The organism is Lachnospira sp. CLA-JM-H23, from assembly GCF_040096425.1.
GTDB lineage: Bacteria > Bacillota > Clostridia > Lachnospirales > Lachnospiraceae > Lachnospira > Lachnospira rogosae.
Map to the genome: position 1 here is coordinate 390,184 of NZ_JBBMET010000002.1, position 23,988 is coordinate 414,171.

Consider the following 23,988-nt stretch of genomic DNA (forward strand, 5'->3'; position numbering starts at 1 on the left):
TATATTCAGCTAAGGCTTATAAATACTTTGCTGCAAACTGCCAACGCAATTATGCTAACTTTTCATCATCAAGAGCTAAATCGTTAACTACAGCTCTCATGCCTCTTTCTCTGATATCTGTAATATATCCTGTGATAACTTCTTCAAGGTCAAGAACCTTAGTAAGGTCTTCGCCACCGAAGAACTTAGTATTGCTTAAGTAAGCATGTGCGAATTCAGCTGGTGTCTTACCAGAGTTATCTCTGAAGAAATCAAGTACAGCCTTATCATCTGTGATGTTGTACTCTTCACCGTTTCTGTCACCCTTTAATACAATACCACCGTTGAACTCAGCTTCTGTCTGTGATGTATAGAAGCTCATAAGTGCTGCGATAGAGAATGTAAGGTACTTAGGAAGCTTGTTAAACTTCTTAACGTATCCTAAGAATGAAGGAAGACATCTAGCTTCCCACTTAGATACAGAGTTAAGTGAAATGCTTAATAATCTGTGATCTACGAATGGGTTAAGGAATCTGTCGATAACAGCCTTAGCGAATTCTTCACAATCTTCCTTAGAAAGTGAAAGTGTAGGAATAACTTCATTGTAAAGTGTTTCTTCCATATACTTTCTGATAACTGGATCCTTCATAGAGTTCTCTACGTTATCGTTACCAGCAAGGAATGATGCTAATACGAATGATGTATGTGAACCATTAAGGATTCTTACCTTTCTTTCCTTATATGGATGATGATCCTTTGTAAATACTACATTAAGTCCAGCTTCCTTGAATGGAAGTTCCTTCTCAAGCTGTTCAAGTGGAAGGTTAGAATCACTTTCTACAACCCAGAGACCGAATACCTCAGCTCTGTCGATAAGCTGATCTTCATAGCCCCACTCTTCGCAAAGCTTAGCAGCATCTTCTCTTGGATAACCTGGAACAATTCTATCAACAAGTGTTGGGCAGAATGAGCAGTAATTGTTAACCCAGTCCTTGAATCCATCTTCAAGACCCCAGAGTTCTATAAACTTCATAATGCACTTCTTTAATTCGATACCATTATCAGCGATAAGTTCGCAAGGAAGTAAGATAAGTCCCTTATCTGCTGCTCCGTTGAACTTCTGGTATCTCTTGTAAAGAAGCTGTGTAAGCTTACCAGGATATGTCTTAGGAGGACGAGCATTAGGATCGTTATCTGTCTCGTCAAATACGATACCTGCTTCTGTTGTATTAGAAACGATAAATCTAAGTGTTTCACTTGTACCATATTCAATGTACTTGTCATAATCTTCGATAGCTGCTACAGCATCAACAACAGATGTAATCTGACGTGTGATTTCCTTAGGCTGTCCATCTACGAAACCTCTTAACTGAAGTGTGTACTGGCATTCCTGATCGTGGAATCTTTCAAGTGTACCAAACTCGATTGGCTTAACGATAACAACACCACCATTAAAATCTGTCTTTTCGTTAGTAACATCGAAGATATAATCTACGAATGCTCTAAGGAAGTTACCTTCACCAAACTGCATAACCTTTACAGGTCTGTCAACTGCATGTGTAATACTCTTGTTTAATCTCTGCATATTATTCCTCCATTCCGCCCACTTTAAGGGCATCTCAGCTCCACGCAGGGCGTAGACACTGACTATGAAATATCCCAGTGTTAATTAAAATATTAAGATATTCCATATTTAACATTATTATAGCGCAGTATCACTCAGCTTTGCCGGACTACGCATTCTTAACCAGTAAATGGTATCCAAAGCGTATGTAAGCGCTTTCATTATCTTTCACAGATTATGATATACTTAAAAACATTTTTAGTCAATACTTATTTTTGTATACATTATTGTCTGTTAAATTTAATTATCAGTTATTGTTCTTCACTCATTACTAAACAATTGCACAACTCTTTAATGGTAATAATTAAGTACAATAAAAATACACTTTACATACTTGCTTTTATAATAATACCATTGTATAATCAGTTTATCAATATGTAAGTGCTTACATTAAGTGTTTTTTATGATATTTTACTACTTTTATAATTACACAATTCTGTTAATTATAATTATTCATCATAATTAATGGCCTAATGATCAACTGCACCTATATATTACATTAATGCAAGCGTTGTCCAGAGCTTACAAGAATGAGGTTAATTTATGAATATATATGATGTTTCCAATAAAGCAGGAGTATCTATTGCCACTGTTTCCCGTGTTCTTAATGGTAATGCCAAAGTATCATCAGCTACAAGAAACAAAGTATTAGATGCTATGAAAGAGCTTGATTATACACCAAATGTATTTGCAAGAGGCTTAGGACTTAATACAATGAAGACCATAGGTATAATGTGTATTGACTCCTCTGATATTTACCTTGCTAATGCTGTATATTATCTTGAACAGGAATTAAGAAAGCATGGTTATGACTCCATACTCTGCTGTACAGGTAAGGATTATACTAATAAGAAGAAATATCTTGAACTCCTGTTAAGCAAAAGAGTTGACGGCATAATACTTGCCGGTTCACAGTTTGTTGAGAATACCAATATCCACAATAATGATTACATAATTAATGCAGCTAAGGATATACCTATTGTCTTAGTGAATGGATACCTTGATGCACCTAATATATATTCTGTTATGTGCAATGATGAAATTGCCATATATAATGCAACTAACCTCTTGATTAATAATGGACATCGTAATATAGTCTACTTATACACAAGCAAGTCATACAGTGGTATGAACAAATATGCAGGATATATAAAAGCTTTGAAAGAAGCAGACATTTCACTTCCTGAAGATTACAGACATCTATGTGGCAAGAACATTTCGCACGCCAAGGAATACCTTAATTATCTTTATAATAAAGGTATCGAATTTGATGCTGTAGTAACCTCTGATGACTCACTTGCAGCTGGGGCAGTTAAATATGCACACGCCCACTCTATCAGTGTTCCTGATGAGCTTGAGATTATAGGGTTTAACAACTCGGTTCTTTCCATATGCACTGAACCAGAGCTTACATCTATTGACAGCCACGTTGAACAGCTTTCAACTAAAGCAGTAGATGTTCTTATGAAGGTATTGTGCGGTGAATCTGCTGATAAACACAGCATTATCACTGCTGATATTATAAAACGCAATACAACACATTTTTAATTCACAGGAGGATTAAGAACTATGAAACAATTCATGGACAAAGACTTTTTACTTTCAACACCTACAGCACAGCATCTCTTCCACGACTATGCTGACAAGATGCCTATCGTTGATTATCACTGTCATATCAACCCTAAGGAAATCGCAGAAGACAGAAAGTTCGAGAATATTACACAGGTATGGCTCGGCGGTGACCACTATAAGTGGCGTCAGATGAGAACTAATGGTGTTGATGAGAAGTATATCACAGGTGATGCTTCTGATCGTGAAAAGTTCCAGAAATGGGCTGAAACACTTGAAATGGCTATCGGTAATCCACTTTACCATTGGAGCCACCTTGAACTTCAGAGATATTTCGGTTACAACGGTATCTTAAATGGTGATACAGCCGAAGAAGTATGGAATCTTTGCAACGCTAAGTTACAGGAAGATTCTATGTCAGTTAGAAATCTTATAAAGCAGTCAAATGTTAAATTAATCTGTACAACAGATGATCCAGTTGATTCACTTGAATGGCACAAGAAGCTTGCAGAAGATGATACATTTGATGTACAGGTACTCCCAGCCTGGAGACCTGACAAGGCTATGAACATCGAAAAGCCTGAATATCTTGACTACCTTAACACATTATCAGATGTAAGTGGAATCAAGGTTAACTCTTTTGCTTCTCTTATGGATGCTTTAAGAAACAGAATGCAGTTCTTTGATTCAATGGGATGCTCAGTATCTGACCATGCTCTTGAATATGTTATGTATAAGCCATACACAGATGAAGAAATCGAAGCTTTATTTGCTAAGAGATTATCTGGTAAAGCTATCACAACAGAAGAGATGAACAAGTTCAAGACAGCATTTATGGTATCTGTTGGTAAGGAATACAACAAGCTTAACTGGGTAATGCAGTTACATTATGGTACTATCCGTGATAACAACGTATTCAGATACAATCAGTTAGGTCCTGATACAGGCTTTGACTGCATCAACACTTATGACTGTTCAGCAGAGATGGCTCAGTTCCTTAACGCTCTTAACAGCACAGATGAACTTCCTAAGACTATCATCTACTCACTTAATCCATCAGTTAATGCTGCTATCGGTACTGTTATTGGATGTTTTCAGGATTCTAAGGCTGTTGGTAAGATCCAGCAGGGTTCAGCATGGTGGTTCAATGATCATAAGGTTGGTATGACTAACCAGATGACAAGTCTCGCTAACTTAAGCTTACTTGGCAACTTCATCGGTATGCTTACAGATTCAAGAAGCTTCTTATCTTATACAAGACATGAATACTTCAGAAGAATTATGTGCGAGCTTATTGGTGGATGGGTTGAGAACGGTGAATACCCTAACGATGAGAAGGCTCTTAAGAAGATTGTTGAAGGCATCTCTTACAACAATGCAGTTCGTTACTTTGGTTTCGACTTATAAAATCAAGCACGGACAAATAGTATTATAGACATTCATTTGTTAATAATATTAAACTAAAATCCGCTGTATATTGAAATGTAAAATCAATATACAGCGGATTTTTATATCTTTAATCCTTAAGGCTCTTTGGCAATAGCTGACAAAGAGTCTTAGGGATTATTCTTTTTGTTTCATTATTTCTTATCTTTTCTTCTCATTGCAACTGGTTTTCTTGATACATTCTTCATCTCACTCTCATCAAGTGTATGCATCTTGCCATTGTAATCCATCTTATGCTTTGGCTTCTCTCCAACATATACCATAGATGAATTATCCCTGCTAAGCTTAGCTGAACACTCCGGACAAAATCTTCCGTATCTTATCTCTGCACCACACATCTGGCACTTAATATATGAACCAGAACCATCTGGTATCTCAATACGGCCCTGATATAAGAACTTCTGTATAGTCTTAACGCTTACACCTGTTGCATCAGCTATTGTGACTGCATTCTGTGGTCCGTGCTTTTCAAGATAATCTCTTATCTTGCCAAATTCAGTAAATTCTTTATTACCACATTTAGGACATTCATATACCTCTCCATATGCATATATCATTCTCGTGCCACACTTAGGACATTCCTTAAGCATTGTATAATGCTCATCAAGTTCTGCCCTCATATTAATCTTCATCTTTTCGTCGTCATTGATATTCTGTCTGTTGTCAACAACTCTTTTATTATTATTCTCCAATTTTACCCCTTCTTTCTTTTACCCTGTTTCTTGTTGTCCTGATTTGCCTGTGCTGCCTTTAGTGCTGATTCATATTGTGTAGGTTCTCTTAAAGACCTCTTTAGTGCTTCCTTATTAGATTCCCCTGAACTACGTGAACTACGGCTTGCAGCAAGGAACTGTCTTTGCTTCTCATTGATATAACGTGCCACATCAATATTGCAGGATGTAAGTGTACAGCCATAGATAATCTTCTTCTCACCTACTGTAACCTTTCTTACAATATTTCCAATAAGGCTTATACCTGTCTTCATATCATTAAACACCAGTCTTACAGGAAGATTCTCTGCATCTATATCTTCAATTTCAACAAATGAGAAACCATTCTCACTTATATCCTTAAGAATAACATTAACAGCTTTCTTATTAGAACCTATCTGGACAACCGCTCCCAGACCAAGAAACAATCTAAACGACTCTCTTCGGTTCATCTCAAATCCTTCCCCTGATGCAACTATCTTGTATACATTCTTTCCATTATTCTGGACAGTCGTTATTCCGACACCTTTCCATACTATAGGATTCTTTTCTTCTCTTAAATATATTAAATTAACCATCAAATGCCCTTCACTATTAAATGATAGTATCTTACCATCTATCCTTATCGGCTGGGCATATATATAATTCACTCCTGATTCTACACACTGTGAGTGAAATTCCAACTTTCTTTCCTTAAGACTGACCTCAATAGTTAAATTACCTTCAGCCGGAACTTCCTTAATTATCATTAATCATCTCCAGAAATATATAAATATCCATATATTCAATTAAACGTAATCAAAAATATTTAATTAAATAATAACATTTTTCACGCTTATTGAAAAGTTGTTTTTTGACATTTTAGACAACATTTTAGACATTTTCCACACATTCTATTGGAATTTCCTATTACATAAAATAAAGACTGCTAATATATACTAACATACCAGCAGCCTTTTTATCATAAACACATATAACCATAAAATGATATATAATCATCTAATGGCTACGCTATATTGTTATTATTCCTCGTCCTCAATTGGCTCGTCCCAATTGTGGTATACATTCTGAACATCATCTTCTTCATCAAGAAGTGCTAATATTCTTCTCATCTTCTTAATATCATCTTCTGATGTGAGCTCTACCATTGTCTGTGGAATCATTGTAACTTCTGCTGAAGCAAATGTAATTCCTTCGTTAGAAAGTGCATCACTTACTGTGCCAAAATCATCTGGAGCTGTAGTAATCTCATAGCTGTCTTCTTCTTCATTGAAGTCATCTGCACCTGCATCAAGGGCAATCATCATAAGATCATCTGCATCCTTATCACAATCTTCCTTAGCAACGATAATCTGTCCCTTGTTATCGAACATAAATGATACACAGCCAGGTGTTCCTACATTACCGCCACCCTTAGTGAATGCATTTCTGATGTTAGAAGCAGCTCTGTTTCTATTGTCTGTTAATGCCTCAACTATAATAGCTGTTCCGTTAGGACCATATCCTTCATATGTAACTGATTCAAAGTTAGACATATCTGTACTTGCAGCCTTCTTAATAGCTCTTTCAATTGTATCATTAGGCATATTAGCAGCCTTACACTTAGTAACAACCTGTCTTAACTTACTATTATTATTAACATCAGGTCCACCTTCTTTAACGGCAACCATAATCTCCTTACCAAGTCTTGTAAAAATCTTACCCTTAGCAGCATCATTTGCAGCTTTCTTATGGGCTATGTTAGCAAATTTTGAATGTCCTGACATTTTATTTCTCCTTTAATCTACTTATCTTCTTATTTCTAATCTAAAAATACACCGACAAATATTCTATCACTATCTGGCTGAATTTTCAAGCAATTTAGCAAATTCTTCAATAGGCATAGGTTTATAATAATAGTAGCCCTGTGCATACATACAGCCATTCTCCTTTAAGAAATCAGCCTGCTCTTTTGTCTCAACACCTTCTGCAATCATATCTATTCCAAGTTCATTAATCATTCTTATGACATTGCCAAGAAGTACTTTTCCTTTATCTGTTGCTATATCATCAACAAAGGTCTTGTCTATCTTAACTTCATCTACACGCTCGCTCTTTAACATTCCAAGAGAAGAATATCCCGAACCGAAATCGTCCATTGAGAACTTAAAGCCATATCCCTGCAATGACTGAACCTTCTTAAAAAGACTGCCCTCTTCCTTAGTAAACGCACTTTCTGTTATCTCTAGCGGAATATACTTAGGATCTATACCATATTCACCGGCCATATTCTTTAAATTCTCTGTGAACTTTTCCTGATATACATGCATTCTTGATACATTAACTGATATAGGAACCGGTTCAATACCTTTATCTTCCATCATCTTAATACAGGCACATACTTTGTTCCATATAAAATTATCCACATCAATTACATATCCATTCTTCTCAAGAACAGGTATGAACTGGTCAGGATATATCATCTCCTTATCGTTCTGCCATCTTACAAGTGCCTCTCCGCCAATAATATGCCCATTGTGCATATCAACCTTGGGCTGTACATATGCTTTTATGTAGTCATTCTTAAGTGCCGGAAGCACATCATTTTCTATCTTCTTCTCCAAAAGCATAGACTCACGCATAGCATTATCATAAAACTCATATGTCTTAAATACCTTGCCCTTAATCTTCTTAATCGCAAGATCTGCGTAATCACACATAAGGCTTACATCCATATTATTATGATTAATACATATTCCAAATGCGGGAAGAACTTTGCACTGTATATTATACTGGTCTATTCTACTCCTAATCGAGTTAACAATATCAATAAGCTCCTGCTTGTCATCAAATGATGTGCATAACACAAATATGTCAGCCCTGAAATGACCTGCAACACAGAATTCCCCCTCATAATCACAAAACAATCCTGATATGTACTTAAGCAGCTTATCCGCTTCTTCACGTCCACAAAACTCATTAACTGTCTTAAAATGGTATATATCCATTCTTATAACAGCGAACTTCTTATCACTGTTATTCTTCATAAGTTCATTAGCTTCATAAAAGAATGCCTTAATTCCATATAGACCTGTAAGCGGCGATTCATTCTTCTTAGCGTTAAGATCAGCCATCTTCTTCAACGAATAAAGATATAATTCATCACTCACAATCTTAGAATTTGTAGTATTATCTTTAGTATTATCTCCCGCATTTCCCATATTAATCTCCGTTCCTACATCTTTCTATAAATGTATATCAAGATTACTTATTGCAAATAATATCATATTACATTAAAAAAAGCAAAAAATATTGTGATATTGCATAAATTTTATACCAATATCACAATATTTTGTATACATTCTTATATTTTCTGCAAAAGCAGCAGAATTATATGTTAAAACACCACTTAATCTTAAAGGTTAGCTTTAATCTTCTCAATCATAGCAGCATATTCTTCATCTGTAAGGTATTTCTTATCTGGATTCATAAGGAATACTCCACCCCATTCATATTCGTCCTTATACTTAGGACAAAGGTGGAAGTGAAGATGATGTCCTGTATCTCCATAAGCACCATAGTTAACCTTATCTGGGTTAAACGCTTTCATAATTGCTCTTGCAACTCTTGCAACATCCTCAAAGTAAGCTGCTCTTTCTTCTGCTGTAAGCTCGTTCATATCACCTACATGCTTCTTATGCGCAACGATACATCTTCCCGGATGGCTCTGCTCCTTGAAAAGATATACCTTAGATGTCTCTAATTCGCATATCTTAATACCGAACTTTGCAACAAGTTCACCTTCCATACAGTATGCACAATTCTGATCTACCATATCTGTATCCTCCTTATAATTAAAATCACTATAAATAACTAATAAGCAGTCAAGCCAGCAGGTCAAACTGCTTATCAGTTAATATCTTTATATATCAATTATTAAATGTCTGAACTATTAATTATTCAGCATCCTTGATTGAGAAGCTTATCCTTCCCATCTTATCCTTACCCATACACTTACACTTGACAACGTCACCAAGAGTAAGAACATCTTCTACCATATTAATTCTTTCCTTAGAAATCTTAGAAATGTGAACCATTCCTTCCTTTCCAGGTGCGAACTCAACAAATGCACCGAATTCCTTAATACTTACAACTTTACCTTCGTATATCTTTCCTTCTTCAAATTCATCAACAATAGTTCTGATATACTTCATAGCCTTATCCATACCAGCCTGGTCAACACCACATACTGATACAAAGCCGTCATCTGTGATATCAATCTTAACACCACATTCTTCGATGATGGCATTGATAACCTTACCACGCTGTCCAACAACTTCACCAATCTTAGCCGGATCAATTGTAGTCTGGATAATCTTAGGTGCGAATTCACCTACAGTCTTTCTTGGTTCAGCGATAGCTGGCTTCATACAAGTATCCATAATGAAAAGTCTTGCTTCTCTTGTTCTTCTTATAGCTTCTTCTACGATAGGACGTGTAAGACCATGAATCTTAATATCCATCTGGATAGCTGTTATACCTTCTGTTGTACCAGTTACCTTAAAGTCCATATCTCCGAAGAAATCTTCAAGACCCTGAATATCTGTAAGAACAACATAATCATCATCTGTATCACCTGTTACAAGGCCACAAGAGATACCTGCAACCATACTCTTAATTGGAACACCAGCAGCCATAAGTGACATACAAGATGCACAAGTTGAAGCCATTGATGTAGAACCATTAGACTCGAATGTCTCTGATACAGCACGTATTGCATATGGGAATTCCTTTTCTGAAGGAAGTACTGGAATAAGTGCTCTCTCGGCTAAAGCTCCGTGTCCAATCTCTCTACGTCCTGGTCCTCTTGAAGGCTTTGTCTCACCTACGGAGTATGAAGGGAAATTGTAGTGATGTATATATCTCTTAGTTGTAACATTATCATCAAGTCCATCCACCTTCTGCGCTTCTGATAAAGGAGCAAGTGTTACAACGTCACATATCTGTGTCTGTCCTCTTGTAAACATAGCAGAACCATGAACTCTAGGAATGATATCAACCTCTGCTGCAAGCGGTCTTATCTGGTTGATTGCACGTCCATCAGGTCTCTTATGGTCTTTTAAGATCATCTTGCGGACAGTCTTCTTCTGATACTGGTAAAGAGCTTCACCAAGTAATGCAAGATATTCTTCATTATCAGCAAATGCTTCTTTCATCTTTTCCATTATCTCATCAATGTTCTTATCTCTAGTCTGCTTGTCATCTGTGAATACAGCAACTTCCATTTCTTCTGGAGATACTACCTGTTTCATAGCTTCAAACATCTCTGCTGGAATAGCACAGCTCTCATATGAGTGCTTTTCTTTTCCAACTTCTGATACAATCTTCTCAATAAATGCAATGATTGTCTGGTTGATATCGTGAGCCATATATATAGCTTCAATCATCTTGTCCTCTGGAATGATATTAGCACCGGCTTCAATCATAATAACCTTCTGCTTAGTAGAAGCTACTGTAAGCTGAAGATCACCTTCCTGCCACTGAGCCTGTGATGGGTTAATAATGAATTCTCCGTCAATCATACCAACCTGTGTCATAGCACAAGGACCGTCAAATGGAATATCTGATATACAAGTTGCAATAGAGGCTCCAATCATAGCAACAAGCTCTGGACGGCACTCTGGATCTACTGCCATAACCATATTATTAAGTGTAACATCATTACGGTAATCCTTAGGGAATAAAGGTCTCATAGGTCTGTCTATTACTCTTGATGTAAGAATAGCATTCTCAGAAGCCTTTCCCTCTCTCTTATTAAATCCGCCAGGTATCTTGCCTACGGCATACATCTTTTCTTCAAATTCAACACTTAATGGGAAGAAATCAATTCCTTCTCTTGGCTCCTTAGATGCAGTAGCTGTTGAAAGTACCACTGTATCACCATAGTGCATAAGAGCTGCTCCGTTAGCCTGTGCACATACTCTGCCGACATCAACTCTTAATGTTCTGCCAGCTAATTCCATTGTGTACTGTTTAAACATAAATTTCCTCGTTTCCGCCTGTTATGGCTTGCTTAATTGTATTAACAGAAAGTCCGAAACAACTCAAAAACCCACTTAATTAAGTACGCTTTTGAGTGGTCTCGGTGAAATCTTTCTGTTATTAGCTTAATAATAAGTAATTACTGCCTGATTTGCAAGCATATTACCAAAAGAAAAAGGCGAAGTTATACAACTCCGCCATAAATAATTAATTACTTTCTGATTCCTAAACGTTCGATTAAGTTTCTGTAACTTTCGATGTCGTTCTTCTTTAAGTAAGAAAGTAAAGCTCTTCTCTTACCAACCATCTTTAAAAGACCTCTTCTTGAGTGATGATCCTTCTGGTTAATCTTTAAATGTTCTGTTAATTCAGCAATTCTTTCTGTTAAGATTGCAATCTGAACTTCTGGAGAACCTGTATCTCCTGCTTTTCTTCCGTAATTAGCAATAATTTCTGCTTTCTTTTCCTTAGATATCATTGTTGATTCCTCCTAAATATTAATCACCTGCCACCAAGCCTGGGGTCGGAGTGTCCCGTATCTGAGTGACGGCTCATACGTTGATAATATATCATAACACCAATATGAAATCAAGTGGATTTACAAAATAATTTCAAGATTTCAAGACATTTTCAAAATTTAATTTTAATTTAATTTTATCAAAATCACTTCAAAAATATCTTTTCAAAAACAATCTCAAAATATTTCCATTTATCTTTTACTGTATAAGAAACATCTCTTTAGCAAAGCTTGCATCACTTTCCATCTGCTTCTTTAATGCCTCAACATTTTCAAACTTCATTTCCTGCCTTAAGAAATGATAAAGTGCCACCTCAACCCTGTTTCCGTATACATCTTTATCAAAGTCAAATACATTAGTCTCAACGCTCACTTCATATCCATCACTTATTGTCGGCTTAGTACCAAGATTAGTAACACCATAATACCAGACACCATCTATTAATATTCTGGATGCATACACTCCGTTCGGTGGAAGAAGCTTAATCTCTGTAGGATATACATTAATGGTAGGTATCTCTAACTTCCTGCCAAGCTGATTACCCTTGGCAACAATTCCTGTTATCGAATAAGGTCTGTTAAGGAGCACATTGACTGTCTCCATATGACCTAACTTTAATTCTTCCCTTACATATGTACTGCTTATATCTTTATCCTGAAACTTCTCTTTCTCTACAACAATGGTTTCATAGCCATATTTAGCTGCATTACTTATAAGAAATTCCACATTGCCGCTTCTATCCCTGCCAAAGCAATAATCAGTTCCAACGACAATTACCTTTGCTTTCAATTTATTAATCAATATATCACTTACGAATTCTTCTGGTTCCATATTCATAAGTGTTGTAGTAAATGGATACTCAACCTCGACATCTATTCCATAATTCTCGCATAACATTCTTCTCTCCGAATTAGTAGATAAAAAATGCTGGTTCTTCTGAGGACAGATACTAAGCGGAATTCTGTCAAATGTAAACATAACCGACAAAAGTCCCTGTTCCTCTGCTTTCTCTTTAACTATGGATATAAGCTTCTGATGTCCAAGATGAACACCATCAAACTTGCCAAGCGTTACAGCGCTGGACCTTTCCAGCTTGAAATCCTCCGTTCCGTGTATGTATTCCATACTGGTCTACACCGCCTTTCAGGTACATCATTTATCCTTCATAAAACATCTTCTCAAGGACAAACTGTCCCGCAATATACTGATATATGCCAACAAATGTATTGCCAGAATCATATATCCTGAATTTCTCCATATCAAGAAACTCACAATCTTCATTAACAACCGCTTCTAAAGGAAGCTTATTGCCATTATACAAAAGCTTGTTGTAAGCTTCATCTACTGTAAGTCTGGTATATGACGGAAACATAGAATCAATGCTGATAATATGTTCTTCCATCTCTCCCTTAATCATATAAGCTGCTATCTGATTAAGTGTAAGAGTATCATCAATAAGAAAATCCCCCACTCTTGTTCTTATAAGCTCCATCATACAAGCTCCACAGCCAAGTTTCTCTCCTATATCCTGACACAACGTCCTTATATAGGTTCCTTTGGAGCAGTCTACAGTAATTGTAACCGTCTTAATATCATCTTCAAGGTTAATATCATTAACCCTCAAAGAATTAATCTTTATACGGCGCGGTTTTCTCTCAACCTCTACCCCTGCTCTTGCAAGCTCATAAAGCTTCTTTCCATTAACCTTAAGTGCCGAATACATTGGGGGAATCTGATCATATTCTCCCTCAAAGCTGCTGCAAACTTCCAATATCTGTCTTTTAGTGACATTAACCTCTCTTGTCTTAAGAACAGTTCCCGATGTATCCTGAGTATCAGTAACTGTACCAAGAAGCATTACAGCCTCATAGGTCTTAGTCCAGTCTGTAATCATGGAACACAGACCCGTTCCTTTACCAAGACACACCGGAAGCACGCCAACTGCATCAGGGTCAAGTGTACCGGTATGACCTATTTTTTTCATATGAAGAATTCCACGAAGTTTTGCAACCACATCGTGTGATGTGAAACCTTTTTCTTTGTATACATTAATAATTCCGTTCATACCAACTTAACCTTTCTTAGTGATTACTCCTGTGCATACTGCTGTTCAATCATTTCGCCTATTCTGTTGACGATTTCATATACAGTGCCTTTAGCATTAAAGCCGGCAGCCCTTATATGTCCGCCGCCGCCAAAGCATGCAGCTATCCTGCTTACATCAATCTCTTTCTTAGAACGAAGACTTACCTTATATTCATTATCGCCTGTTTCATATAAGAATATTGCAACTTCAACTCCATCAGTAAGCCTTAACTGTTCAATAATTCCTCCGAGCTCCCTGCCAGTAACTCCATAGAAATCCATTTCATCTCTTGTCACGCTTGAGAATATACATTTTCCGTCATAAAAAAGCACGCTTTCAAGAAGCGCCCTTCCAAGAATCTGGTTCTGTACATAAGACTTCTTATAAAAGCTATTATCTATTATATCAGAATAATCTATTCCCATCTGCATCATCTTTCCTGCTATCTCCATAGTGTGGAGTGATGTGCAGCTATATTTGAATACACCTGTATCGTGTATAATACCTGTGTATATACATTCAGCAGTATTCCTGCTTACTTTACCGGCATCAAATGTGTCATAAAGCACTTCACACGCTGAACTCGCTGTTGGAATAACATTATTAACATCTGCAAAACTGTCATTACTTATATGATGATCTATACATATAGTCTTATCCGCATTCTTAAAGCCGTCTGCGAATGGCTCTATTCTGTCTATTGAACTGCAATCAAGAACAATAAATGCATCAAACTTCTTATCCGGCTCAATAACATTTTTTATAGCATCAAAACCATTAAGATATGATAATTTGTCTGATGGCTGTTCAAGATAAACATTTACATCTATATCTGGTGCATTATCCTTTAAATAATTATACAGACCAAGCACTGAACCTGTGCAGTCACCATCTGGTCTTATATGCCCTGTTATACCAACTACTTTTGCAGCACCTAACTCTTCAATAATATTCATATATTACACCTTCTTACTTATTATGACTATCACTATCTTTCTGTGTAACTTCGTCTATAAGCTTAGACATATTAATTCCGTACTCAATTGACTGGTCAAGAATGAACTTGATTTCTGGTGTATTTCTTAAATTCACTGTTCTAGCAAGTTCTCTTCTTATATAGCCTTCCGCACTCTTAAGTCCTGTAATAGTGTCCTTTTGTGACTGCTCATCGCCAAGTACACTTATATATGCCTTACAAGTCTTTAAATCTGGTGCGACCTCAACAGATACAACCGATGTCATCGGATTGATTCTTGGGTCTTTGATTTCACTACGGATTATATTGCTTAGCTCTTTTAATACTTCCCCATTAATGCGGGTATTCTTAACACTATTTTTACGCATATACTCCTACTTTCTAATATATAATTATATCACTGTCAAAACCATATAGTCCAGAAAATTCAATTTTCTGGACTATCGGATAACTCTATCTAGGTACTTCTACCATTATATGAGCTTCTACAAGATCGCCTTCCTGAATCTGGCCAAAGTTCTCAAATACCATACCACATTCAGAACCGCCCTTAACTTCCTTAACATCATCCTTGAAATGCTTAAGTGTAGCGATAGGACCTTCGTATATCTGCTCTTTATCTCTTGTAATTCTTACAATTGAATCCTTAGTAATTCTACCCTCTGTAACGATAGCACCGGCAATATTACCAACACCAGAAGCCTTGAATATCTGTCTTATCTCAGCATGACCGATAATCTTTTCCTCATATATAGGCTCAAGCATACCCTTAAGAGCTGCCTCAACATCTTCAATTGCATTGTAGATTACACTGTAAAGTCTTAAATCAACCTTTTCTCTCTCAGCAACTATTCTCGCCTGATTATCAGGCTTAACATTAAAGCCGATGATAATAGCATTAGAAGCAGAAGCTAACACAACGTCTGACTCATTAATATTACCAACGCCGCCATGGATAACCTTAACGATAACTTCTTCATTAGAAAGCTTAACAAGACTCTGCTTAACAGCCTCGACTGAACCCTGTACATCAGCCTTGATAATAAGGTCGAGTTCCTTCATATTACCAGCCTGAATCTGCTCGAACAATGCATCAAGTGATACTTTATGCTTAGTATCATCAAGAAGCTTCTTCTTGCCTTCTGCAATAAATGTATCAGCAATATTTCTTGCTTCCTTCTCACTCTCTGTAGCCATAATAATTTCACCAGCATTAGGAACATCATTAAGACCGAGAATCTCTACAGGCATAGATGGAGTAGCTTCCTTAACTCTTCTTCCAGTATCATCAATCATAGCTCTTATCTTACCATAACAAGAACCTGCAGCAACTGCATCACCAACTCTTAATGTACCCTTCTGTACAAGGATAGTCGCAACTGGACCACGTCCTTTATCAAGCTCCGCTTCAATTACGATACCTCTTGCCTTACGGTTAGGGTTAGCCTTTAACTCATTAACCTCTGCTGTAAGAAGAATCATCTCAAGAAGTTCGTCAATACCTTCCTTAGTGTGAGCTGATACTGGAACAAATGTAGTTGAACCACCCCAGTCTTCTGCGATAAGTTCATATTCTGTAAGTTCCTGCTTAACCTTCTCGATATTAGCATTAGGCTTATCAATCTTATTAACAGCAACGATAATTTCAACGCCCGCTGCCTTAGCGTGGTTAATAGCTTCGATTGTCTGTGGCATAACGCCATCATCAGCTGCTACTACAAGAATAGCAATATCTGTAGCCTGTGCACCACGCATACGCATAGCTGTAAACGCTTCGTGTCCAGGAGTATCAAGGAATGTAATCTTCTGTCCATCGACATCCACCATATAAGCACCGATCTTCTGTGTAATACCGCCTGATTCCTTAGCTGTTACATGTGTTTCCCTGATTGCATCAAGTAAAGATGTCTTACCATGGTCAACGTGTCCCATAACACAGACAACTGGTGGTCTTGCAACCATATCGTCCTCTGACTCCTCATCTTCCTTAAGAAGTTCTGCAATAACATCAACCTTAACTTCGTGGTCACATATGCAGTTGAACTCAAGTGCTATTTCTTCTGCTGTATCATAATCAACTTCCTGGTTAATTGTTACAACCTTGCCCTGTAAGAAAAGCTTCTTAACAATTGCAGATGGCTGAACCTTCATCTTATCAGCAAGTTCCTTGATAGTAAGGCTGTCTGGTAAAATGAGCTGCTTAATTGTCTCTTCTTCCTTCTTCTCCTGCTTTGGAGCCGGTTTCTTCTCTAACTTGCTGTTAGCAAATTTAAGATTTTCCTTTGCCTCATTATCTTTCTTTCTGTCATTCTTTCTTGAATCATTCTTTCTTGAGTCTGGTCTTCTTGAATCTGGCTTTGTCTCAAAAATGAAATCGTCCTTAGGTGCTGAAGAACCTCTGTCATTTCTTCTCTGACCAGAGAATCCCTGACCATCTCTTCCTGAGCGTCCGCCGTTCTGGCCGTTATTATCCCTGTTCTGGTAACCGCCATTACGGTCATTGTTTCGATCGTTTCTATAACCGCCGTTATTACGGTCATTTCTATAACCATCTCTGTTCTGGCCGTTATTGTCCCTGTTCTGGTAACCGCCATTACGGTCATTGTTTCTATCATTTCTATAACCGCCGTTGTTTCGATCATTTCTATAACCATCTCTGTTCTGGCCGCTATTATCCCTGTTCTGGTAACCGCTATTACGGTCATTGTTTCGATCGTTTCTATAACCGCCGTTGTTTCGGTCATTTCTATAACCATCTCTGTTCTGGCTGTTATTGTCCCTGTTCTGGTAACTGCCATTGCGGTCATTGTTTCTATCATTTCTATAACCGCCGTTGTTTCGGTCATTTCTATAACCATCTCTGTTCTGACCGTTATTGTCCCTGTTCTGGTAACTGCCATTGCGGTCATTGTTTCTATCATTTCTATAACCGCCGTTATTACGGTCATTTCTATAACCATCTCTGTTATTTCTATTCTGGTTATTATCTCTATTATTATTTCTATCTCTTGAATCAGTCTTCTGGCTGTTCTGTGGGAAGTACACCTGAGAAATGTGCTTCTTATCTACATCCTTAGATGTGTTTGCTGCTTTAGTATCCTGTGTATTCTGTTCTGACTTATTACCAGTCTTATCCTGTGCCTTAATATTCTTATTCTCCTCTGATTTCACTTGTTTTTCTTCTGCCTTTTTAGGTCCTGATTTATTAGCTGTATTTCCAGCTGCTTTTGTAAACTTGCTCTTTACACTGTTTATTTCACTTTCACCAAGTCCGCTCATAGCTGTATATTTCTTGTCAGCATTGCTTAACATATCAGTTATCGCTTTTGATGAAATATTTAATTCTTTCGCCAACTCATGAACTCTCATATTTGCCATTTAACCTCTTTTCCAATACAGGAATAATATTTCTGTATTATTTACACCGATTATCTCTAATCTTGTTTAAAATGTTTCTCAATACTATTCTTAAACCCTTCATCAAGGATTGCGAGTGATGCTCTGAATTCTTTACCTATAGCATGCCCTAAGTCATCCTTATTGCTAAAGAAATACACTGGCACTTTATAATATTCACACATATTCTTAAAATTCTTTTTGGTATTATCAGATGAATCATCTGCTACTATTACCATATATGCCTTATGCTCTTTTACAGCCTTTTCAGTAGAGAACTCACCGCTTGCTACTTTTCCAGCCTTCTGTGCAAGACCTATCATTGATAATGCTCTTTTATTGTCCAAGATTATTCATCTCCTTTTCTAACTCATCATAAACAGATGCATCAACAGCCATCTTAAAAGCTCTTTCAAGTCCTCTTGACTTTCTTGCTTTCTTAAGACACTCTGCATCAGGACATATATACGCCCCTCTTCCGTTCTTCTTGCCTGTTATATCTATTATTATCTGTTCATCCTGAGTCTTTAATATCCGTATAAGCTGCTTTTTGTCTTTCATCTCATTACAGCCTATACACTGTCTTTGTGGAATCTTCTTTACTGCTGCCAAACTATCACTCTCCAATAATATTATTCTTCTACAACTTCTGTGTCAGAGGCTGCATCTTCGTTATAGTCTTCATTCAATGACATTACATTATCTGCCTGATTGTCATCATATCCTTCACTGTCTTCACCATATACGATTTCTGCGTTGTCTTTATCCATATCAGCAAATGCTTCTGGATCAGCTTCGCTCTTAATATCAATTCCGTAACCTGTAAGCTTAGCTGCAAGTCTTACATTCTGTCCTGACTTACCGATTGCAAGTGATAACTGCTGTTCTGAAACAATTATCTTAGCCTTCTTCTCTTCTTCATCTGCTACTGCTGATACAACCTTTGCCGGGCTTAAAGCATTAACGATTAACTGTGCTGGATTGTCATCCCACTCAACAATATCAATCTGTTCATTGCCAAGTTCATTAACGATATTCTTAACCCTCGCACCGTTAATACCTACGCACGCACCAACTGGATCTACATGAGGAACATTAGCTCTTACAGCCATCTTAGTTCTTGAACCTGCTTCTCTTGCGATAGCCATAATCTCAACTGTGCCGTCTTTAATCTCTGTAACTTCTTCTTCAAAAAGCTTTTTTACAAGTTCCTGTGACTTTCTTGAAATCTTAACTGATAAACCGCTTCTTTCTCTGTTGCTTACGCTTGCAACATATACCTTAATTCTGTCTCCGCATTTGAACTGCTTATCCTTAAAGTTATCATCTGCCTTAAGAACCGCCTGTGTTCTTCCAATATCAATAGTCATATCACCATTGTCGTTAATTCTCTGTACAACACCTGTAACGATTTCCTTCTCCTTAGCGTGAAGCTCGTTGTAGAGTGCATTCTTTTCCTGTTCTCTTATAGTCTGAACAATTGTATTCTTGGCATTCTTAGCTGCTTTTCTTGAGAATTCTTCTGACTTTACTTCTATAGTAATAACATCACCAAGCTGACAGGCCGGCTTAATCTTTCTTGCATCTGCAAGTGCGATTTCTGTACCAGATACATACTTTCCTTTCTTAGTATCAAGGAACTCTGGAACTTCCACTTCTTCAACTACAGTTCTGTCTGAATAAATGTGGAAATCACCTGTTCTTCTGTCAAGTACTACCCTGCCATTATCTGCCTTGTCAAATTCAGCCTTATATTCGTCCATTAATGACTTTTCTATAGCATCAAACATAATCTCTTTGTCGATTCCATTTTCTTTCTCTAAGGCTTCAATCGCAAGTATCAATTCTTTATTCATCTTCTTATCCTCCATTATTAACGACTTTAGTTATATATCTATTCAACATATGCCCATCTAATCATTGCAAGATTGCTTCTCTCAATCTTTATAAGATTATCATCAATCTCTATTGTAATGTTGTCTTTATCGTATTCCTTAAGAACGCCTGTATATTCCTTTAAGCCTTCAACAGCTTTGTAAAGCTTAATATCTATAAGTTTCCCAATACTCTTTGCATAATCCTTCTCTTTCTTTAAAGGTCTTGTAAGTCCCGGTGAACTCACTTCAAAAATGTACTGGTCAGTAATATAGTTCTCCTTATCAAGTATCTCATTAAAAGCTCTGCTTACAGCCTGACAGTCATCAATTGTAACTCCACCTTCTTTATCTATGTAGACACGCAGATACCAGTCCTGACCCTCTTTAATGTAATCCACATCAAAAAGTTCTACATTATTAGCTTCAACAATTGGCATTATAAGCTTTTCTGTCTTAGCTTCATAATCTTCTCTCTTACCCATTACTACCTCTTTCTTTTAATAATATTCAGTTTTCATTCTGCATTAATCAAACAATAATTATATTGCAAAAACGAAAGAGTGGACATAAAGCCCACTCTTTCGAATCAATTATAACGCAGAATAGCTTATAGGGGAGTCGAACCCCTGTCTTCGCCGTGAGAGGGCGACGTCTTAACCACTTGACCAATAAGCCATATCTTAAGTCTTGCTTTGTGTTAGCTGCTATCGCAAAGCACTTCATTATAATACACGACCCAATGTAATTCGTCAAGCACTTTTTTGAAGAAATTTCAAAAAAATTTAAAATAAATCTTTATATGTGCTGAAAGCCGCTAAAACACTGGGTTCGTGCCTTACATTTTTTATTTAAGCTTGCTATATTGCTCATCTGTCACTGGCTCGCACCATTCATTAGATATCTCCTCGCCAGGTACTTCAACTGCCAGATATGAGAACCAGCTGTCTGGTGCTGCTCCGTGCCAATGCTTAACTTCTGCTGGAATATTAATGCAGTCGCCCGGATTGAGTTCTACAGCCTCTTTTCCTTCTTCCTGATAGTAACCACGTCCAGATACGCATACAAGAATCTGTCCGCCGCCACTCTTTGCGTGATGTATATGCCAGTTATTTCTACAGCCCGGTTCAAATGTTACATTAAAAATTCCCACCTGACTTGTAGATACAGGTGCAAGATAACTCTTTCCTATAAAATACTGTGCATATGCTTCATTTGGTGCTCCGATAGGAAATACCATTTCTTTTGCGTGTGCTCTCATAGCTTCATCTTCATAAGGCAAATCACCTTCATTTACATTCCATACTTCCTTGTCAAGATTAAATACTGCCCACGCTTTTGGCCAGCCTGCGTAAAATGCAACGTGTGTTATAACAGCCACGATTTCCTTCTGAGTTACGCCGTGTGTCTTGGCATTCTGTAAATGGAACTTAAGTGAAGAATCTGTAATTCCCATAGACATAAGTGAAACTACTGTTATAATGCTTCTTGTCTTTACATCAATATCCTGATTATTCCAGTTCTCACCAAAAAGCACATCATCATTAAAATGTGCAAACTGTGGAGCATATTCTCCTAAAGCTGTTCTTCCTGCTGTCTGTACTATTTTATCCATAACAATCCTCTATTAATATATTTCTCTAATTAAATTTTACCAATTTCACTAATTAAAGTTTACCGCCATATACTGGGAAGCCACTGCTCTCACCATAATTTTCAATTTTCTTGAAATTCTTAAGAGCTTCCATATCCTCTGCACTGATTTCAAAATTTACTTCTGCATTACTCTTCATATGCTCAGGATCAGCTGTCTTTGGAAGTGCTATTGCTCCAAGCTGTAATGTATATCTGATGCAAAGCTGTGGAATGGTAACACCATATTTATCAGCTATCACTTTAATCTCTGGCTGGTTAAGAATTTCACCGTGTGCTATAGGTGAATATGCTTCTACTACTATTCCCCGCTTCTGGCAGTATTCTACAAGTTCTAATGGCGTGTTGCTTATATGAAGAAGAATCTGGTTAACCATCGGCTTAACCTCTGCTGTTTCTAAAAGACTTTCAATATCACCAATCTGGAAATTAGATATACCAATTGCCTTAAGCTTTCCTTCCTTATAAGCATCTTCCAATGCCCTCCATGCAGCTCTGTTACCTTCTACATATCTGTCATCACTCTGATTAACCTCTAACCAAGGCTGTGGTGAATGAATAATCATCATATCAAGGTAATCAAGTCCCATTTTTTCAAGTGTCTCATCAATACCAGCTTTAGCTTCCTTGTATGTCTTATGTTCAGCGGCAACCTTTGATACTACAAAAAGTTTCTCTCTTGAAACTCCGCAATTACGCACTCCTTCACCGACACCTCTTTCATTGCCATATGCCTGTGCTGTATCAATATGTCTGTATCCAAGCTTTACCGCTTCTTTTACAGCATCTGCAACCTTTGCATCGTCAATAAACCAAGTACCAAGTCCAAGCTGTGGAATTTTCGCTCCATTGTTAAGTGTTAAAGTATTATTATACATTCCCATTGCTCCTTTTCTAAAATGTATTATCGTTTATGTGTTTATCTTAATACTTTGACTTAACTCCAAGTCAAGGGGGGGGGTGGTGAGAAATTTCATTACAATATTTATCTACATAATCTTGTTACCAACTTTTGAATATTTCAGACATTCTTTGCAATATATTGACATATTAACTATCCAGATAAGACACACAACAAATGAAGGGAGAAAACCAATTCCAAACATAAGTGCACTGATTGCAAGAATAACTGCAAGTACACTGCACATACTATTCGTTATATTAAATGCTTTAAATGCACATTTCCCAACTATAATCTTCTCTGCTTCATCACAGGTTTCAAGCCATTTCTTCTGGAACTTCATATCATATACCGATGCCGTCTTTTCAGGATTCATTATCTTTACACAGTCAACACTTTTCTGTTGTATAATAACAACCTCTGCCATAATCCCTAAAAATGCTGCAATGCTAACAGTTAATCCTATCATATTGTTAACACTTTCAAACATTGCTGTACCACCTGAATATGATGCCGCAATAAGAAAATATGAAATTATAAGTGCTCCACTTGAAACCCATTGAATTATAGAAAGCTTCTCTTCGACACCATCTGATACTTCTTCGTCTTCACCATCCCACTGTGATAACTGCTTCTTAGCCTTCCTGTAGTATGGCACTAATACTATAGGAATTATAACTGCAATAGCAAGCATAATCCAAGGTGCAGTTAATTCAACATAATTACTAACTACCACTTTAAAATCCCCTGACATTGTATCAATTCCATTTGCTCCAACAAGATACCCAGCTACACCTCCGATTAAAGCTCCTACAATACAAAGCAATATGAACTTAGGCAATGCCTTTCTGTTTGCTTTCTTAATTTCTTCATTTCCCATCATTATCTTCCTCCTGTAAATAAAATACTTCTTCCACAGTAACGCCGCATACTTTTGCAATCGTTAATGCAAGAGTGACAGACGGCGAATAATCGCCCCTTTCTATAAGACTGATTGTCTGTCTTGACACTCCGCACAGTCTTCCCATCTCCTGCTGATTGACATCCAGCGCAGCTCTGCGTTCTTTCAGCCGATTTCGCAGTATCATACTACACCTCCATATGACAACTTTTATTATTAATCTGACAACTTTCATTGCTATAACGACAACTTTTTTTGTCATTTTGCATTATACTCTTGTCATTATACACTGTCAATACCAAATAACCAAAACGATACTCAATTTTAAATAATT

Annotated in this window: 23 protein-coding genes and 1 tRNA gene; 2 read left to right on the forward strand and 22 right to left on the reverse strand. The window is 37.1% G+C overall.

The genetic code is table 11. From position 1 onward, the window contains the following. Positions 1-49 precede the first annotated feature (49 nt). Complete coding sequence (locus WMO42_RS04195; protein ID WP_022502026.1) at positions 50-1,564, reverse strand: tagaturonate reductase; 1,515 nt, start codon at positions 1,562-1,564, stop codon at positions 50-52. Positions 1,565-2,146: 582 nt separating this feature from the next. Between WMO42_RS04195 and WMO42_RS04200 the strand changes: the two genes are divergently transcribed. Next, positions 2,147-3,151: a LacI family DNA-binding transcriptional regulator gene (locus WMO42_RS04200; protein ID WP_055174496.1), complete on the forward strand. Its 1,005-nt coding sequence runs from the start codon at positions 2,147-2,149 to the stop codon at positions 3,149-3,151. 21 nt (positions 3,152-3,172) lie between these two features. Further along, positions 3,173-4,579, forward strand: a complete 1,407-nt coding sequence (gene uxaC / locus WMO42_RS04205; RefSeq protein ID WP_349191623.1) for a glucuronate isomerase — start codon at positions 3,173-3,175, stop codon at positions 4,577-4,579. Between the two features lie 173 nt (positions 4,580-4,752). On the opposite strand, the gene WMO42_RS04210 is transcribed toward uxaC, so the two are convergent. From WMO42_RS04210 to WMO42_RS04310, 21 genes are all read right to left on the reverse strand, one after another. Beyond that, positions 4,753-5,310 carry a hypothetical protein gene (locus WMO42_RS04210; RefSeq protein ID WP_022502029.1) on the reverse strand — a complete coding sequence of 186 codons (558 nt, stop codon included), beginning with the start codon at positions 5,308-5,310 and terminating at the stop codon, positions 4,753-4,755. A 2-nt stretch (positions 5,311-5,312) separates the two neighbouring features. Beyond that, positions 5,313-6,077, reverse strand: a complete 765-nt coding sequence (locus WMO42_RS04215; protein WP_349191625.1) for a PilZ domain-containing protein — start codon at positions 6,075-6,077, stop codon at positions 5,313-5,315. Between the two features lie 273 nt (positions 6,078-6,350). Next, complete coding sequence (locus WMO42_RS04220; RefSeq protein ID WP_022502031.1) at positions 6,351-7,094, reverse strand: YebC/PmpR family DNA-binding transcriptional regulator; 744 nt, start codon at positions 7,092-7,094, stop codon at positions 6,351-6,353. A 69-nt stretch (positions 7,095-7,163) separates the two neighbouring features. Continuing rightward, positions 7,164-8,528 (reverse strand): GGDEF domain-containing phosphodiesterase, encoded by a 1,365-nt coding sequence (locus WMO42_RS04225; RefSeq protein WP_055174492.1) that lies wholly within the window; start codon positions 8,526-8,528, stop codon positions 7,164-7,166. Between the two features lie 194 nt (positions 8,529-8,722). Continuing rightward, the gene (locus tag WMO42_RS04230; protein WP_022502033.1) at positions 8,723-9,142 is read right to left on the reverse strand and encodes an HIT family protein; all 420 of its coding nucleotides are present in this window, start codon (positions 9,140-9,142) and stop codon (positions 8,723-8,725) included. Between the two features lie 121 nt (positions 9,143-9,263). Continuing rightward, entirely contained in the window at positions 9,264-11,348 is a 2,085-nt protein-coding gene (locus WMO42_RS04235) for a polyribonucleotide nucleotidyltransferase (RefSeq protein ID WP_055174490.1), read from the reverse strand. Between the two features lie 212 nt (positions 11,349-11,560). Then, entirely contained in the window at positions 11,561-11,827 is a 267-nt protein-coding gene (rpsO, locus tag WMO42_RS04240; RefSeq protein WP_022502035.1) for a 30S ribosomal protein S15, read from the reverse strand. 238 nt (positions 11,828-12,065) lie between these two features. Beyond that, a complete protein-coding gene (locus tag WMO42_RS04245) occupies positions 12,066-12,992 on the reverse strand; it encodes a bifunctional riboflavin kinase/FAD synthetase (protein ID WP_022502036.1) in 927 nt (308 codons plus the stop codon). 31 nt (positions 12,993-13,023) lie between these two features. Further along, positions 13,024-13,932, reverse strand: coding sequence for a tRNA pseudouridine(55) synthase TruB (gene truB, locus WMO42_RS04250; RefSeq protein WP_055174488.1), 909 nt, complete (start codon positions 13,930-13,932; stop codon positions 13,024-13,026). Positions 13,933-13,955: 23 nt separating this feature from the next. Further along, positions 13,956-14,909, reverse strand: coding sequence for a bifunctional oligoribonuclease/PAP phosphatase NrnA (locus WMO42_RS04255; protein WP_022502038.1), 954 nt, complete (start codon positions 14,907-14,909; stop codon positions 13,956-13,958). A 13-nt stretch (positions 14,910-14,922) separates the two neighbouring features. Beyond that, the gene (gene rbfA / locus WMO42_RS04260; protein WP_022502039.1) at positions 14,923-15,297 is read right to left on the reverse strand and encodes a 30S ribosome-binding factor RbfA; all 375 of its coding nucleotides are present in this window, start codon (positions 15,295-15,297) and stop codon (positions 14,923-14,925) included. Between the two features lie 85 nt (positions 15,298-15,382). Further along, positions 15,383-18,307: a translation initiation factor IF-2 gene (gene infB / locus WMO42_RS04265; RefSeq protein ID WP_349191626.1), complete on the reverse strand. Its 2,925-nt coding sequence runs from the start codon at positions 18,305-18,307 to the stop codon at positions 15,383-15,385. A gap of 56 nt (positions 18,308-18,363) precedes the next feature. Next, positions 18,364-18,672 (reverse strand): ribosomal L7Ae/L30e/S12e/Gadd45 family protein, encoded by a 309-nt coding sequence (locus WMO42_RS04270; RefSeq protein ID WP_022502041.1) that lies wholly within the window; start codon positions 18,670-18,672, stop codon positions 18,364-18,366. Next, entirely contained in the window at positions 18,662-18,937 is a 276-nt protein-coding gene (locus WMO42_RS04275; protein WP_022502042.1) for a YlxR family protein, read from the reverse strand. The genes WMO42_RS04270 and WMO42_RS04275 overlap by 11 nt, the downstream gene beginning before the upstream one ends. Positions 18,938-18,957: 20 nt before the next feature. Continuing rightward, a complete protein-coding gene (gene nusA / locus WMO42_RS04280) occupies positions 18,958-20,181 on the reverse strand; it encodes a transcription termination factor NusA (protein ID WP_116443503.1) in 1,224 nt (407 codons plus the stop codon). A 38-nt stretch (positions 20,182-20,219) separates the two neighbouring features. Continuing rightward, the gene (rimP, locus tag WMO42_RS04285; protein WP_116443504.1) at positions 20,220-20,684 is read right to left on the reverse strand and encodes a ribosome maturation factor RimP; all 465 of its coding nucleotides are present in this window, start codon (positions 20,682-20,684) and stop codon (positions 20,220-20,222) included. A 121-nt stretch (positions 20,685-20,805) separates the two neighbouring features. Then, a tRNA-Glu gene (locus WMO42_RS04290) sits at positions 20,806-20,877 on the reverse strand. A 169-nt stretch (positions 20,878-21,046) separates the two neighbouring features. Continuing rightward, positions 21,047-21,814 carry a carboxymuconolactone decarboxylase family protein gene (locus WMO42_RS04295; RefSeq protein WP_349191627.1) on the reverse strand — a complete coding sequence of 256 codons (768 nt, stop codon included), beginning with the start codon at positions 21,812-21,814 and terminating at the stop codon, positions 21,047-21,049. Positions 21,815-21,866: 52 nt separating this feature from the next. Continuing rightward, positions 21,867-22,730 carry an aldo/keto reductase gene (locus tag WMO42_RS04300; RefSeq protein WP_022502046.1) on the reverse strand — a complete coding sequence of 288 codons (864 nt, stop codon included), beginning with the start codon at positions 22,728-22,730 and terminating at the stop codon, positions 21,867-21,869. A gap of 111 nt (positions 22,731-22,841) precedes the next feature. Beyond that, entirely contained in the window at positions 22,842-23,636 is a 795-nt protein-coding gene (locus WMO42_RS04305) for a DUF3169 family protein (protein WP_242854109.1), read from the reverse strand. Further along, the gene (locus WMO42_RS04310) at positions 23,623-23,841 is read right to left on the reverse strand and encodes a helix-turn-helix transcriptional regulator (RefSeq protein ID WP_055174479.1); all 219 of its coding nucleotides are present in this window, start codon (positions 23,839-23,841) and stop codon (positions 23,623-23,625) included. Before WMO42_RS04310 ends, WMO42_RS04305 begins: the two co-directional genes overlap by 14 nt. Between the last annotated feature and the right edge of the window lie 147 nt (positions 23,842-23,988).